At 36.0% G+C, this 16697-nt stretch carries 14 protein-coding genes; 7 read left to right on the top strand and 7 right to left on the bottom strand.

Annotated elements, in window-relative coordinates:
* Positions 1–154: 154 nt before the first annotated feature.
* The 6 genes from ACIPKN_RS01985 to ACIPKN_RS01960 all read right to left on the bottom strand — a co-directional run bounded on the left by ACIPKN_RS01985 (position 155) and on the right by ACIPKN_RS01960 (position 8077).
* Positions 155–328, bottom strand: a complete 174-nt coding sequence (locus tag ACIPKN_RS01985) for a YjfB family protein (protein ID WP_012295488.1) — start codon at positions 326–328, stop codon at positions 155–157.
* A gap of 119 nt (positions 329–447) precedes the next feature.
* The gene (yihA, locus tag ACIPKN_RS01980) at positions 448–1029 is read right to left on the bottom strand and encodes a ribosome biogenesis GTP-binding protein YihA/YsxC (protein WP_400932894.1); all 582 of its coding nucleotides are present in this window, start codon (positions 1027–1029) and stop codon (positions 448–450) included.
* Positions 1030–1033: 4 nt separating this feature from the next.
* The gene (lon, locus tag ACIPKN_RS01975) at positions 1034–3358 is read right to left on the bottom strand and encodes an endopeptidase La (protein WP_400932892.1); all 2325 of its coding nucleotides are present in this window, start codon (positions 3356–3358) and stop codon (positions 1034–1036) included.
* A 229-nt stretch (positions 3359–3587) separates the two neighbouring features.
* A complete protein-coding gene (clpX, locus tag ACIPKN_RS01970) occupies positions 3588–4859 on the bottom strand; it encodes an ATP-dependent protease ATP-binding subunit ClpX (protein ID WP_142509037.1) in 1272 nt (423 codons plus the stop codon).
* Positions 4860–5685: 826 nt separating this feature from the next.
* Positions 5686–6975 (bottom strand): trigger factor, encoded by a 1290-nt coding sequence (tig, locus tag ACIPKN_RS01965; RefSeq protein ID WP_400932889.1) that lies wholly within the window; start codon positions 6973–6975, stop codon positions 5686–5688.
* 112 nt (positions 6976–7087) lie between these two features.
* Positions 7088–8077 (bottom strand): CDC27 family protein, encoded by a 990-nt coding sequence (locus ACIPKN_RS01960; protein ID WP_400932887.1) that lies wholly within the window; start codon positions 8075–8077, stop codon positions 7088–7090.
* A 388-nt stretch (positions 8078–8465) separates the two neighbouring features.
* Between ACIPKN_RS01960 and ACIPKN_RS01955 the strand changes: the two genes are divergently transcribed.
* From ACIPKN_RS01955 to ACIPKN_RS01925, 7 genes are all read left to right on the top strand, one after another.
* Complete coding sequence (locus tag ACIPKN_RS01955) at positions 8466–8933, top strand: hypothetical protein (protein WP_400932885.1); 468 nt, start codon at positions 8466–8468, stop codon at positions 8931–8933.
* A gap of 319 nt (positions 8934–9252) precedes the next feature.
* The gene (locus ACIPKN_RS01950) at positions 9253–10095 is read left to right on the top strand and encodes a DUF2785 domain-containing protein (protein WP_400932883.1); all 843 of its coding nucleotides are present in this window, start codon (positions 9253–9255) and stop codon (positions 10093–10095) included.
* Between the two features lie 832 nt (positions 10096–10927).
* Positions 10928–11869, top strand: coding sequence for a cytochrome aa3 quinol oxidase subunit II (gene qoxA, locus ACIPKN_RS01945; protein WP_142509042.1), 942 nt, complete (start codon positions 10928–10930; stop codon positions 11867–11869).
* A gap of 27 nt (positions 11870–11896) precedes the next feature.
* Entirely contained in the window at positions 11897–13840 is a 1944-nt protein-coding gene (gene qoxB, locus ACIPKN_RS01940) for a cytochrome aa3 quinol oxidase subunit I (protein WP_400932881.1), read from the top strand.
* Position 13841: 1 nt separating this feature from the next.
* Positions 13842–14441, top strand: coding sequence for a cytochrome aa3 quinol oxidase subunit III (gene qoxC, locus ACIPKN_RS01935; RefSeq protein ID WP_142509044.1), 600 nt, complete (start codon positions 13842–13844; stop codon positions 14439–14441).
* Positions 14441–14725 (top strand): cytochrome aa3 quinol oxidase subunit IV, encoded by a 285-nt coding sequence (qoxD, locus tag ACIPKN_RS01930; RefSeq protein WP_400932878.1) that lies wholly within the window; start codon positions 14441–14443, stop codon positions 14723–14725. The genes qoxC and qoxD overlap by 1 nt, the downstream gene beginning before the upstream one ends.
* 650 nt (positions 14726–15375) lie before the next feature.
* Positions 15376–16236, top strand: a complete 861-nt coding sequence (locus ACIPKN_RS01925; protein WP_400932876.1) for a DUF6612 family protein — start codon at positions 15376–15378, stop codon at positions 16234–16236.
* Positions 16237–16292: 56 nt separating this feature from the next.
* Here the strand turns inward: ACIPKN_RS01925 and ACIPKN_RS01920 are convergent, their stop codons facing one another.
* Positions 16293–16418: an alpha/beta hydrolase fold domain-containing protein gene (locus ACIPKN_RS01920; protein WP_400933178.1), complete on the bottom strand. Its 126-nt coding sequence runs from the start codon at positions 16416–16418 to the stop codon at positions 16293–16295.
* Positions 16419–16697: the final 279 nt, after the last annotated feature.

Below are 16697 nucleotides of genomic sequence, written 5' to 3'. Positions count from 1 at the left end.
CTCCTAAAAAATTGTTATTAATATATAGTATATCGTACTATTGGTAGTTTTTCCTATTCAAAAAGTTACATTTTAGTGCTTTTACTTACTTTTTAAATCTACCATTAGACATAAAGATAGAGGTAGCTTCCAATTTCAAGCTACCTTTGCTTCATCATACTTGAACGTCAATTGTATGTCCGGCTGTCGGATGTGGAGCATCTAACATTTCAACTAATTGTTCTGTATTTTGCTGTTGCATCTCCATTGCCTGTTTCGTTACAGCTAGAGATACATTTTGCATTAAAGTTGCTTGATTCATGGCCATTGATAAGGCTGCGATATCCATTTAGTCCACCTCCTATTTAATTTATCGGTCAGTTGTTCCATTCATCAAGCGATTCTCCCTATTATTTAATAAAAAAACATCTACTGTCCTAAATAATAGACTCAATAGATGTTTTTTTATTACATTTTATTTTCGATCGTACGCCAAGCTTCTTCAAAGCCAAGTCCTTTTTCTGAAGAAAAGACAATAAGAGGATCATTTTTTTCCATGTCTAGCGTTTCTTTCACGATTTTTTTATGCTTATCCCATTTACCTTTTGGAATTTTATCTGCTTTTGTTGCAATAACAATACAAGGAATATTGTAATGCTTTAAAAAATCATACATCATGCGATCATCAGCTGTAGGGGGGTGACGTAAATCAACAATTTGTACGACTGCCTTTAATTCATTGCGTCCAGTGATGTAACGCTCAATCATTTTTCCCCATGCTTCACGCTCAGTTTTTGAAACCTTTGCATAACCATAGCCCGGAACATCTACAAAAAATAATTGTTCTTCAATTTTGTAAAAATTAAGCGTTTGTGTTTTTCCGGGCTTAGAAGAAATACGTGCTAAAGCCTTACGACCGATCATTCGGTTAATAAAGGAGGACTTCCCCACATTTGAACGACCGGCTAGTGCAAATTCTGGCAGTCCATCTTCTGGATATTGGTCTGGTCTTACAGCACTTATGACCATTTCTACGTTATGGACTTTCATTTTCTTAAAAACCTCCGTCCAGTGCATGGGCTAATACTTCATCAGCCGATGACACTAGTTTAAATGTTAGTTGTTCGCGTACACTTTCAGGAATATCCTCAATATCTCGCTCATTATCTTTCGGGCAAATAATTGTCGTTAAACCCGCTCGATGCGCACTGAGTGTTTTTTCCTTTAAGCCACCTATTGGCAGTACACGTCCACGTAATGTAATTTCACCTGTCATACCGACTTCACGGCGTATTGGACGGTGTAAAATTGCAGAAACAATTGCGGTTGCCATAGTAATACCTGCGGAAGGTCCATCTTTAGGAACAGCTCCTTCAGGAACATGAATATGAATATCATGTGTTTCAAAATATTCTGCATCCACTTTTAGATCTTCCATCTTTGAACGGACATACGATAAAGCTGTTTGAGCAGATTCCTTCATGACATCGCCGAGCTTCCCAGTTAACTGCAATTTTCCTTTACCAGGTGTTAATGATACCTCAATTTGTAATGTATCACCACCCACAGTTGTATAAGCAAGCCCAGTAGCTACACCGATTTGATTTTCCTCTTCCGCTTGTCCATATCGGAAACGATGTTTACCGAGTAATTCCTCTAACGTTTTCGAGCTCACTGTTACTCGTTTTTTCTCACCAGAAACGATGATCTTAGTGATTTTACGACAGAGGGTTGCGACTTGACGCTCTAGTCCGCGAACACCTGCTTCACGAGTATAATAACGGATAATATCCACTACTGCTTCGTCTTTAATAATAACTTGTGTTTTTTTCAAGCCATGCTCTTTTAACTGTTTCGGTATTAAGTGATTTTTCGTAATTTGCTCTTTTTCAATTTCTGTATAACCAGCAATTGAGATTACTTCCATACGATCTAGTAAAGGCCCAGGAATTGTACTTAAATCATTCGCAGTTGCTATAAATAATACATTTGATAAATCATAAGGTTCTTCGATGTAATGATCACTAAATGTATTATTTTGAGCCGGATCTAAAACTTCAAGCATTGCCGCTGCAGGATCTCCCCTGAAGTCATTAGACATTTTATCAATTTCATCTAGAAGGAACACAGGATTAATAGTTCCTGCCTTTTTCATCCCTTGGATAATACGACCTGGCATTGCCCCAACATACGTACGACGATGACCACGAATTTCCGATTCGTCTCGTACCCCACCTAATGAAATACGGATAAATTTGCGATCCAAGCTTTCTGCAATAGATCGAGCTAATGAGGTTTTACCTACACCTGGAGGGCCAGCCAAACATAATATTGGTCCACGTAACGATTTTTTCAACTGACGTACAGCTAAATATTCTAATATACGTTCTTTTACTTTTTCTAACCCGTCATGATCACGATTTAAAATATTCTCCGCATGTTCGATATTCATGCGATCTTCAGTCGCATTCGTCCATGGTAATGAAACAATCCAATCAATATAGTTTCGGATGACGCCACTCTCTGCACTAGCCGCTGGTAGCTTCTCGTAGCGATCCAACTCTTTAAGCACTACTTCTTTCGTTGATTCAGGCATTCCTGTTTCGTCAATACGTTTACGTAATTCAGCTACTTCGCCAGTTTTTCCTTCGCGATCTCCTAGCTCAGTTTGAATAGCTTTCATTTGTTCACGTAAATAATACTCCTTTTGTGTACGCTCCATGGATTGCTTAACTTTTGTATTAATTTTCTTTTCAAGATCAAGTACTTCTTGCTCGTCATGCAAACGAATAATTAAATGATCTAAACGCTTCTTTACATTGAGCATCTCTAATACTTCTTGTTTATCTGCAATCTTAAAGGGTAAATGCGATGCAATAATGTCTGCTAAACGACCTGGCTCTTCAATGTCTGCCACAGTACTGATGGTTTCAGGTGTAATTTTATTGGAGCCTTTCGCGTATCTCTCGAAATACGTTAACAACGTACGCATTAAAGCCTGCGTTTCTACATCCTTACCGTTTGATTCTTCCTTAACATCGATGTCAACAATCGTATATTTTTCTAGCGCCCGATAGTTAGACCATGTTGCTCGCGCCACACCTTCCACTAAAATACGCAGTGTTCCATTTGGTAATTTTAGCATCTGTTTGACATATGCCATCGTACCAACTGTATACAAATCTTCCTCTTCAGGCTGTTCATCATGCACTTCTTTTTGTGTTACCAATAATATCAATTGGTCCTCTAGCATCGCTTGTTCTAGCGCCGCTACAGAACGATTTCTACCCACATCAATATGTAACACCATCGACGGGTATACTAAAAGTCCACGTAAAGGCAATAATGGTACACTTGTTGTTTTTTGTATTGTCACCATGCGGGTATTCACCTCCGTCAAAATTTTCTTATTCACTCCCACGCTACTAGTATGTGTCTAAAAAGCTGATTCACACTAGTTAATCAATTGAGCCAAAAATTTCATCTAATTACAGTTGGCTTTATGTATGAATGAATAAAAAGCTGACTGTCGATATGTGCGAATATTGCACAATCGAAGTCAGCTAAATTACTCTTTATCTCATAACAATAGACATAGTGTCTGTTCGTTATGCTGAAGTTTTTGTGTCGCTACCTTCATCGAGTTCAGTGCCATCTTCAAGAAGCAATTTCGGTTTTTCTTTATCCGTAATTGTTTTTGCCGTAATGATACATTTTTTCACATCTTCGCGTGAAGGTAGTTCGTACATTACATCAAGCATTGTTGACTCAATAATTGAACGAAGACCACGTGCACCCGTTTTCCGTTCTATTGCTTCTTTTGCAATTTCAGAAAGAGCACCTTCATCAAACTCAAGCTCAACACCATCTAGTTCAAGCATTTTTTGATATTGCTTAGCTAGTGCATTTTTAGGCTCCGTTAAAATTTGTACAAGCGCAGCCTCGTTTAATTGTTCTAGACTTGCAAGTACTGGTAATCGACCGATAAATTCTGGAATTAGACCAAATTTTAATAAATCCTCTGGAATTAGCTTTGCCATAATTGAGCCTTCATCCATATCAATTTTGTTTGGATCTGAACCGAAACCAATTACTTTTTCACCTTGACGACGTTTAATAATGGATTCTATTCCATCAAATGCTCCACCCACAATAAATAAGATGTTTGTAGTATCAATTTGTAAAAACTCTTGGTGTGGATGCTTACGACCACCTTGTGGTGGAACACTTGCAACTGTACCTTCTAAAATTTTCAGAAGAGCTTGTTGTACACCTTCACCAGAAACATCACGTGTAATGGATGGATTTTCAGATTTACGTGCAACTTTATCGATTTCATCAATATAGATGATTCCTTTTTCAGCACGCTCGATATCGTAATCTGCGGATTGAATTAATTTTAATAAAATATTTTCAACGTCCTCACCAACATAACCAGCTTCTGTTAGAGAAGTAGCATCTGCAATAGCAAAAGGAACGTTTAATATACGCGCCAATGTTTGGGCCAATAAAGTTTTACCGCTACCAGTTGGGCCGATTAACACAATGTTCGATTTTGCTAATTCTACATCATCAATTTTACTATTTGTATTAATGCGTTTGTAGTGATTGTAAACCGCAACTGCTAAAGCTTTTTTAGCACGTTCTTGCCCTATTACATACTCATCTAAAATCGTTAAGATCTCTTTCGGTTTTGGAATATCTTGGAATTCAATCTCTTCTTCAACACCCAGTTCCTCTACAACGATTTCTGAACAAAGTTCGATACATTCATCACAAATATAAACACCAGGACCTGCAACTAGTTTACGTACCTGTTCTTGTGGTTTTCCACAGAATGAGCATTTTAAATTGCCTTTTTCATCATTAAATTTGAACAATATGTTTCACCCCTATTCAAGCAACAATCTTACAAGATTATTGAATCTTTATCAAATAAATTGTCTGCATCTATTTACACCATGGCGTTTATGTTTCAAGATTTCAAAAAGTTTTCGACATTTATTGCACAAAAAACATTATCATTTATTGCAAATAATGCCCATTCATTAACTTGATGAATTCCAGCTCTTAACCTTAGTGTGTAGTTGGATTCTGTGTGTATAACTGACTGATTCTTCAGAAACCTCTAGCACCAAAGACCTTTCTTTCCGTCAAGATCTCTGACTCTCGACTGATATTTGGCTTGTGGCTTCACTGAAATACCGTTAATACAAGTTAAAAATACTCAAGTAACTTATATTTCTATTAATTACGCCTCGGCATAATTGTAGCTGTCGCTTTGCTTTCGCGCAGAAAACATTTGCTGCTGTCGCTACAGAAAATAATGGCTGAAAGAAGTTAAAATCTATTATATTCGCCAGAGGCTTAACTTCATTCAGAAGAGGATGTATTTCGTTCTCATTTGGAAGAATTGAGACATCAATTTGATCTCTACTGAATAAAGTCAAATTTTAGCATCGTGTGAAAAGTCAAACAATACTATGTATTAGAGAAGTGTAAAGGCCTTTGCCTTATCCCCTTTTCAAAAAAGTATTTCCTTTTGGAGGATGCTTTTTGCGGTGAAAGTAGTCGTAATATTAATAATATAATTAACTGAACTAAAAGGGGAATCTAGCTTATTCTAAATAAAAAATATGTGATAAAACAAGGCACGGTTTAATGCCGTACCTTGTTTTCATTTTTTTATCCAGTTACAAAAAAATCCTATTCAGTAATTTTAGCGTTTTCCACTAAAAATTCAACTGTTTTTTGAATTTTAATGTCGTTTTCAAGAACTGCTGTGCCGCCTAAAGCTCCAGTAATTTGCTCATTAGTCATGTTAAATTGAGCAGCCATTTTTTCTAATTCAGCTGCGATATCAGCTTCAGATGCTTCAATTTTTTCAGCTTCAGCAATTGCTTCAAGTGTTAAAGATACACGTACACGGCTTTGTGCTTCTTCTTTCATTTGTCCACGTAAATCTTCTTCTGATTGACCTGAGAATTGGTAGTAAAGGTCTAAGTTCATGCCTTGCATTTGTAAACGTTGACCAAATTCTTGTAACATACGATCAGTTTCAGAGTTGATCATACCAGCAGGCACTTCAAATTCTGCATTTTCAGCAGCTTTTTCAACTAATTGATCACGAAGTGTTGCATCAGATTCAGCTTGTTTTTGTTCAGCAGTTTGCTCTTTGATTTTAGCGCGTAAAGCATCGACACCTTCAACTTCTGGGTCTAATTCTTTAGCGAATTCGTCGTTTAGTTCTGGAAGAACTTTCGTTTTAACTTCTTTTACAGTTACTTTGAAAGTAGCTTCTTTACCAGCTAATTCTGCTGCATGGTATTCTTCTGGGAAAGTAACAACTACGTCTTTAGATTCACCAGTTTTTACACCTACAAGTTGTTCTTCAAAGCCAGGGATGAATGAGCCTGACCCGATTTCTAGTGGGTAGTCTTCACCTTTACCACCTTCAAATGCTTCTTCGCCTACGAAACCTTCAAAGTCGATAGTAGCTGTATCGCCTTCTACGATAGCTTCGTCTTCTTTAATTTCAAGCTCTGCTTTACGAGCTAATTGGTCTTGAATTTGTGTTTCTACTTCTTCATCAGTAACTTCTACTGGAAGTTTCGCAACTTCTAAACCTTTGTATTCACCAAGTTTCGGCTCTGGTTTCACTGTTACTTGAGCAGTAAATGTGAAATCTTTACCGTGTACGAAGTTTTCTGTACCAGAAATTTCTGGGTAATCAACTGGCATAATTCCAGCTTCATCGATCGCTTTTGAATAAGAATCAGGAACGATGATTTCTAATGCATCTTGGTATAAAGATTCGATACCAAAACGTTGTTCAAACATTTTACGAGGCATTTTTCCTTTACGGAAACCTGGAACGTTAATTTGTTTCACAACTTTTTTGAACGCTTGGTCCATTGCTGCGTCTACTTCTGCAGCTGATACTTCGATTGTAAGAGTACCGATATTACCTTCTTGTTTTTCCCATTTTGCTGACATGTATAAATACCTCCAAATAAATAATCAAGTTTAAATGTTAGACAATTCATTCGTAACTACGATTTTGACAACCATTTTAGTATAACATAGATGCGTATAGTTTCAACTTATTTCATACCTCATGTAGTTCAGTTAGTTTTTCTAACATTTGTAAAAAGTCAATGATTTCATAATCCATTTCCTGTACTTTTCCGAGCATCGATTGTACAAAGTCAATATAACTATAAGCAATATCATCGGCTTCGAATGGTTGCCATTCAAACGGATACGTTACAATGGAATGCTTCGCCATTAAATATTGTACCATTTCCAACGTCGCTGGGTCTTGCTCTAATTTATTTTCAATTATTTTTTTTACTTCCCTATACTGAGGCAACTGATTTGGTAGGACTAAATTATTAGGATTAACAGTTATTGTTTCATCAAATTTTGAGACAGTAATGTCAATCGACACTTCTTGTTCCACTAATAGAATTAATGCTAAGCTCTGAACAAATGGATGGATTGTTGGACATTCAATAATAGCTTTCAATGCTATTTTTAATTGTCGTACATTCGTCTCCATTAAGCGATGCAGTCGAATAGATTGTTCGTTTGGCGTTAATGCACTAAATTTCGAAAGTTCATATTCTTGCTCTTCTAACAATCGTTTAGCATCCTCTTTTTTTTGGAGATTCTTAGCAACCTCTTGATTCAAGCTTCTTATGCGTTCAAATTTCTCAAGCTGATCTTCTGGAAGTACGTTTTCTTCAATTAATGTCGTAATTAACGATTCTACTTGATGGTATTCCTTTAACTGCATACATACTGTAACATACAGTTCCATTACTTCTACATACAATGTCGTCCCCATAGCAAACAATTGCTCACAAACATTTTTAACTTTATCGTATTCTTTTAATTCATATAAAGCATACGCGTAGGTACTTAATGCACTTTCGTCTCCATCTTCATATGAAAATGCACTTTCAAAGCTTGCCACAGCCTCTTCATATTGATAATTTTCCGCATACATATGTCCTTCACGTATTAATGTTTGAACAGCACCAGGAAAAACAACAATATTGTCATGTTTGATAACATGCCGTTTTCGCTTTGTCATTTTTCTCACCTCTTTAGCTCTATTTTACTTATTAGTTTCTTATTGAATAATCATCATAACATGGAGTTGATTTCCGTATTCACTGAACACTTTACCAGTAAGCTACTCTTATTTGACCTCGAAGGTTTGCCACACATCTAGGACGCTCCCCACCTTCACTCCAATCAATCCCATTAGTTGAAATACGCTTTAAAAAATGTTACTTTCAACTTTTTAAGTAATTAACAACACATATATACAATCTATCCACTGCTCGTTTCTAACAAAAATATCCACTTTAGTATTTCATATTTTGTAATAAATTGTATTATAATTAATAATATCTTTTTTATTACTATTTACAGACACCAGCTTTGTAATTTAAAGTTCTTCATAAGGAGTGGAATACATGCAATTAATAGATACAGTCAGTGAATTTGGTAGTAGCATCTCTTCTATGTATGAGGCACTATCAATTAAAGTTGTATCGTTATCTACAGCGGACGGTCCCCATCTGAAGGATTATCCGATTGAATTTGAACTACTCACAAGAACTAAGATTGATGTATATACACAAGAAGCGATTACACATATTATAAGTATCAAAGGTCACATTCCTGGCTCCATTTCACTTGGACACCAACATGAGTCACTTTTTATTATTCCCCAAAATGTACACATTGAATGCAACTATAAACTGCTAAGTATCGACAAAAAAGATATGCAACGAATCTTAATGCACGCTCAACCGAACTTTCATTATAGTGAATGGCTAATCGATGCCATTATAAATGCAAATATTCTTGTAGAATTAAAAACTAATCAAAATACCTTTATCGAATGGCCGCTCGGTATAAAGTCAGCCGTTATATCATAACTAGGATGAGACATACTTTAATAGGTATGTCTTTTGTTTTGAGCTCGTTTATTAAGTCTACTCCTTTTTGTTGCTTGTCTATCATATCAACTTTCTGTTGATTCTGGAATTCCCATTGTGAATATACTCCTATATCACTAGAAAACTTCACAACTCACAAATTATCATTGAAACGCTATAATAAAAATGCATAGCTCTAAAAGCATTTACTATGTCTGCGAATTGTTATAAAGGTAATTACAAAGACTACTGATTATCAAGGAATATATTAAAAAAAATGCTCTTATAGAGAATTAACTTAACTTCGGGGGAATTACATATGGATATCAAAAATACTTTACAATCATTTTCCACTATGACACATTCAGCTCAACAAGAATTAATGTTACAAAAAGGCGATTGGTTGTTACAAGAAATGTTAACGCACATCGGTTCACCAGATGCCGAATTACGCGACAAATTAATTTATCGTACTTTTATTAATATACTTAGCGATAATTTATTGAGCACCGAACAGTTACAATATTTATTTGATACTGTTACAAGCGACGATTTTTTATATTTAAAGCTAGGTGAAGAATTGACAGATAGTGTCTTTACACGTTCGTTTTCTGCTTTACTTGCAGCAGGTATTCTTGCAAAAGATGCTGAACTACTGGTATTAAATGATGATCGTCTACAAGCTTTCTTTCAAAAGATTGGCCGCTATTTATTATTGGAAAAAGATACACGAGGTCATGTTCATGATAAGGGCTGGGCGCATAGCATTGCACATGGTGCAGATTTAGCAGCCATGACGATTAAACACCCTAAATTTAACTTACAGTATGCACCTCTCATCTTGCATGCATTAAAACTTGTTACATGGAAAGATACTGTCTTCGTCAACGATGAGGAGGAACGCTTAATGAATATAATTGAAGCGTTACTAGCTCGTAACTATTCCGAGGAAGCATTAATAGAATTTGTCGATCAAGTATTTGATAAATTTGAAATGCATTTAGTGACTCAGGGCTATAACGAAGCCTTTTTTAGTGGACGTACATGCACATTAAATTTAATGAAAACATTGTACTTCGCCTTAAAGATGAATAACCTAGCCTTAAAACTTCAAAATACTATCTATGGACAAGTAGCAAAATGGCTAAAGTTAGGAGCTTAAAATTATACTCATTACCTGGCGTATTTGTGTCAAATAAAGATAAATCACTTTCTTTCTGCTTTGAACATTTATTTTCGTCTTTGTAACCAAAAATAGCAAACCAAGGATATCCTTAGTTTGCTATTTTTACTTTTTGGATAAAATATTTATATTACATTATATGGGAGTCCATAATTATATTAACATAATTAATATTATCCCCCTTCCCATTCATCCCTTACATTTAAAATTTATCCTGATATATCCATAATCCATCTTTTCGCGGACTCATCTTTCAAAAAAACGCAACAAAAAAGCACTCAAAACCTCAACATAACGGCAATTTTATTACAAAATGAAGTCTAAAATGTGAAATGATATTTTCACAAAAAAAACTATTTACATGGTTAAACACAAGAAACTCAGTGTTTTCAACGTTTCAACAGTGTTTATTTAATTAAATGCAAAAATACTAATATTGAAATAACGATTTTTGTTCAAAAAATGTTCATAATCATCCTCGGTTTACTATTAAAAATATAAAAAAACAATTTTTTTTCTTTGAAACGAGCGTATAATCCTATTTGCAAACAAAGACATTTTGTGTCGGTTGATTATGATACTTTGTCTAAAAAATCGATTACAAAGATTAATGATTTTGCGAACGCTTGCACTAGACCAATCAAATACTAGATTCAATGTTTCATTATGAACCATGCCATTGTAAGTTTTTCTTATTATTTGATTGGTACAACAACTAAAAGAGGTGACCGTATTACCCACTATTTATAAATTCGATCTATATAAAACAAATGAAATTTATGAATAGCCGTTTTATAGAAAGGAGTCAAACATGAAGAAAAAGTTAAGCTTAATGTTTATTGCATTCGGTGCGCTTGCAGTTCTTTCTGGCTGCGAACCCCTAACAATCTTTGATCCAAAAGGGCCAAATGCCAAAACATTATCAGACACAATTATTTTATCCATTATTACAATGGCCTTTATATTACTAGTCGTGTACGTGCTTTTAGCATTTATGTTAACAAAATACCGTGCTTCAAAAACACCTGCCGATTATGAGCCTCCTCACGAAGAGGGTAGTCATCTACTTGAAATTACATGGACAGTTATCCCTATTATCATAGTGGCATTCTTAGCAATTGTTACTGTAAGAACAACAAGTACGGTAGAGTCAACACCAGAAGGTTATGACAATAAAGAGCCACTTGTTATTTACGCATCATCTTCTAACTGGAAATGGCATTTTAGTTACCCAGAGCAAGGTATTGAAACTGTAAACTATGTAAATATTCCAACTGACCGTCCAATTGAGTTCAAACTTTACTCTTTCGGACCAATCACAAGTTTCTGGATTCCGCAATTAGCTGGTCAAAAATACGCGATGAGTGACATGTTAACAACTATTCACCTTGCTGCAGATGAGGTTGGTTCATTCATGGGCCGAAACTCTAACTTCAGTGGTCGCGGTTTTGCTGAAATGGAATTTGAAGCGCAATCTATGACACAAGAAGACTTCGACAAATGGGCTACTGATGTAAAAACAAAAGAAAAACCATTAACAGAAGAAAAATTTGATGAACTATTAAAAGCAGAACATGTTGGTCGTTCAAGCTATTCATCTACACACTTAGAATTTAGACCTGCTCCAATGGAACACAGTGAACACATGAAAATGGGAGACATGGATCATAGTGATATGAACATGTCTGAGAAAGAAATGGATCACTCTAAAATGGATCATGGAAATCATTCTGAAGCTACACATTCACATTAATTTTTTTACCCGAAAGGAGCGCATCCAATGAGTATGGAAGAAGTATTCCATCCTATGCAAGAACCGATGATTTTAGCGGCAGCTATTAGTATCGTAGTTGGAGCAGTGGTTATCGTAGCTGGCCTTACGTATTTCAAAAAGTGGGGCTATTTCTACAAAAACTGGCTATCAACTGTTGACCATAAAAAAATCGGTATTATGTATATCGCTACAGCACTTTTGATGCTATTCCGCGGCGGTATCGATGCATTGTTAATGCGTGCACAAACGGCAGTTCCTGATAATGGACTTCTTGATGCACAACACTATAATGAGATTTTCACAACACACGGTTTATTAATGATTTTATTCATGGCTATGCCATTCGTAATTGGTTTAATGAACGTTGTTATCCCACTGCAAATTGGTGCACGTGACGTTGCCTTCCCACGTCTAAATGCGGTCAGCTTCTGGCTATTTGCAGCTGGTTGCGGTTTACTAAACCTATCATTTATTATTGGTGGTTCACCTGATGCTGGTTGGACAGCATACTTCCCACTATCTGGGACAGAATTTAGTCCAACTGTTGGGAACAACTACTATTCTTTAGCTTTACAATTATCAGGGATTGGTACGTTAATGACTGGTGTTAACTTCATCGCAACAATCATTAAAATGCGTGCACCTGGTATGACATTAATGAAAATGCCAATGTTCACTTGGTCAATTTTAATAACAAACATTATTATCGTATTTGCATTCCCAGTATTAACTGTAGCACTTGCTTTAATGATGCTTGACCGTCAATTCGGTACACAATTCTTTGCCATGCAAAATGGCGGTATGGATATGCTTTGGGCCAACCTATTCTGGGTTTGGGGACATCCTGAAGTTTATATCGTTATCCTACCTGCTTTCGGTATCTTCTCTGAAATCATTGCGACATTTGCACGTAAAAACTTATATGGCTATAAATCAATGGTTATGAGTATGGTTGTAATTTCGTTACTATCATTCTTAGTATGGGCCCACCATTTCTATACAATGGGTCACGGTGTAATGGTAAACAGCGTATTCTCTATTACTACAATGGCAATCGCTGTTCCGACAGGGGTTAAAATATTTAACTGGTTGCTCACAATGAGACACGGTAAAATTCAATTTACAACTCCTATGCTTTATGCTCTTGGCTTTATTCCTATCTTCACAATTGGTGGGGTTACAGGGGTAATGCTAGCAATGGCAAGTGCTGACTATCAATATCATAATACGATGTTCTTAGTTGCCCACTTCCACTATGTATTAATTCCAGGTACAGTATTCGGTGTACTTGCAGGTTACCACTACTGGTGGCCAAAAATGTTCGGTTTCCGTTTAAATGAAAAACTAGGTAAAGCTGGTTTCTGGTTTATCGCAGTATGCTTTAACGTAACATTCTTCCCTCTATTCATTTTAGGTTTAGATGGTTACGCTCGTCGTATGTACACTTACTCTGAGTCAACTGGCTACGGTCCATTGAACATGCTATCGTTCATCGGTGGTATTGGTCTTGCTGTCGGCTTTGCGTTAATCGTATATAACATTTACTACAGCTGGAAACATATGCCACGTAATGAAAAAGCAGATGTTTGGGATGGTCGTACGTTAGAATGGGCTACTCATTCTCCAGTACCAGAATATAACTTTGCAGTAGTTCCAACTGTTACTCGTTTAGATGAATTCTGGTTCGCGAAAAAAGAAGGTCGCGATATTACAGCAGGTAAAATTGAAAAGATTCACATGCCTAACAACACTGGCACACCATTCTGGATGAGCGGATTCTTCTTCCTTGCAGCATTCTTCGCTGTATTTAATCTATGGATTCCAGCCATCATTAGTATGATTGGTGTATTCGGCTTTATGATTCACCGTTCATTTGAAAAAGATCATGGTCGATACATTTCAGTTGAAGAAGTTATGGCAACTGAGAAAAGCTTGAGAGGTGATAAATAATATGAAAATCGATTCTTCACTTCCATTAGAATATAGTACAGAAGAAAATCGCCTGAAAATTTTCGGTTTCTGGGTTTTCCTTGGCGCCGAAATCGTATTATTCGCCACACTATTTACAGTGTATTTCACACTTCAAACACGTACAGGTAGTGGCCCAAATGGCGCTGAGATTTTCGAATTAACACCAGTATTATGGGAAACTTTCTTATTATTAACTAGTAGTTTCACAATTGGTCTTGGTGTTCACGCAATGCGTATTGGCAATAAAAAAGCGATGATGGCATTTTTCATCATCACACTTCTATTAGGTCTTGGCTTCTTAGGCATTGAGATTGATGAATTTATCACATATGTTGATGAAGGTGCAACAATTCAAACAAGTGCATTCTTATCGGCATTAATGACTTTACTTGGTACGCACGGTGCCCACGTAACATTCGGTTTCTTCTGGGGCGTTGCAATTTTAATCCAAGTAGCTAGCCGTGGTTTAAACCCACAAACGGCTAACAAAGCGTTTATCTTCTCACTGTACTGGCACTTCTTAGACGTTGTTTGGATTTTCATCTTCAGCTTCGTTTACTTGAAAGGACTGATTAGCTGATGAAGGAACTATTCCCAAAACAACATGTGATGGGCTTCGGCTTCTCACTATTACTAACTGTTGTAGCTTTATCTGTTATTAAATTCGATATGTCTCTTAACATGGCATTCGCCGTTTTACTAGTAACTGCTCTTGCGCAAGCAACTGTACAATTAGTATTATTCATGCACATCGGTGAATCTGAAGACAAGAAAACGTTATATACAACGATTTTATATTCAGTATTCGTAGGTGTTGTCACAATCATTGGTACATTATTCGCAATGATCTGGGGCTATAATTGATAAACAAAGCCGAGAAAATGATATCATTTTCTCGGCTTTTTCTTTTTGTAAATATATTTTTCCACCATTGAAAGTAGACCCAACTCAAAACCGAACAACCCTACCCCTACTCTTCCTTATGCAAACATAGCAATCACTGACCATATTAATTATTCCTCTGCATAATTGCGTCTGGAATCGGCGTTGTACTTGGACCTGCATCGGTAAAAATAAAAGCCTTCGTTACTAACCTCCTATTACTGTCGCTTCTTTAGCACTACGCTTTCGCACAGAAAACATTCGTTGCCCAAGTGGTTCATCGGACGTCCCGCCCCTAGGAAGCTTTGCTCTGTGTGAAAGCGAAGCGTCAGCAACAAATGTTTAAGCGCCAGCCAGAGCGGAAATCACCCCCACGTTTTAGTTAAGAAAAACACCATTGCAATATTTCACAATAACTAGCAACGGATTTATTAATCATTTATTATTATTTATGAATAAATTTTCTTGCTACTCATAGTGAGTAAGAAGACTTATTAATCAAGACATGCGATAGGTATTTACTATTATTTTATTTTTGAACTAGTACTGTTTTTAAAATAATGAAACTTTTACTATTATAGTAATGTATACTAATAGGTGATGTTTTTACCAACGAATAGGAGATGAAAGTAATGAACAAATTTTTTAAAGTTTTAAGTGTTGGAGCACTAGCACTGACACTAGCTGCCTGTAACAGTAGCGCTACCCCTAAGAAGGACACGACTAATAAAAGTAAACTCACTTTAGAGCAAGTGTATGAAAAAGCGATAGAACGCCAAGCTGACATTAAAAGCACGAGTGCAAAAATGGAGACGACTCAAGATTCCAAAATTGGATCAGGCGAACAATCTATGGAGTTTTCCATCAAATCGAAAATGGATATGGATGTAGTTACCGATCCTATTGCTATGCACTTATCAGGTTCAATGACAATGCCAGATATGGCTAGTACAGATCAAAAAAGTATGGAAATGCCGATTGATATGTACATGAAGAAAGATCAAGGCTTTTTTATGAAGGATGAAACAACTAAAACTTGGTATAAATTACCAAACGAACAATTTGATGCAATGATGGAACAAACTGCATCATCTGCAGACGCTAAGGCACAATTAGAACAGCTTAAAAACTTTATCAAAGATTTCAAATTTGAACAAACAGATAATGCATATATCTTATCTTTAGACGCTAAGGGCGATAAATTTAAAGAACTTATCGATTCAGAAATTAGCAAATCAATGAAAGATATGGGTCTTGAAGAAAACCCACTTGATAACTTAACAATCGATAAAATACACTATGTTCTAGAGATTGATAAAAAGACTTTCGATACAAATAAATTGGATATGAATTTCGATTTAAAAATGAAAGTTGAAGATCAAGAACTATCAATGAAAACAAAATCAGTTGTGACATACACTGAATTCAATCACCTAAAAACAATCGACATCCCACAAGAAATTATCGATAAAGCACAATCTATTGCACAATAATCAATATAAAAGGAATCTGCATACTTTAATGTACGCAGATTCCTTTTACTTAGGTATCACTTTAATGAAATCAACTTTTTATAGTCCAACGATACTACAATACAATTTGCTTCATTCACAAAACGTTGGCATAGTAAATCATCACCCTCTGAAGCACCTAGTACATACCCTCCTCCATGAATTCATAAAAGCGCTGGCATTTCCTCCACCTTTTCCTTTGGCTCCTAAATTCTAAAACATAGTGAATCATTATCATCTGGTCCTTGCATCATTTTGTTTTGTTTTCAACAAAAATCTTGTCTGCTATCGGAGCAGGTTGAGCAGTTGCTACTAATCCTCCAAGTAGCCTCCAAATTGTCTAATTCTATAGGTGGCATTAGTGAGACGTCTCTCTTAGTTTTTGATCAATACGGTTTTCCATTCATTTCATCCTTTGATCATTAAAATTTCATAATTTTTAA

Origin of the sequence: Lysinibacillus sp. NPDC086135, assembly GCF_044746345.1 — a bacterium.
Lineage (GTDB): Bacteria > Bacillota > Bacilli > Bacillales_A > Planococcaceae > Lysinibacillus.
This window is presented reverse-complemented; position numbering and strand designations above follow the sequence as displayed.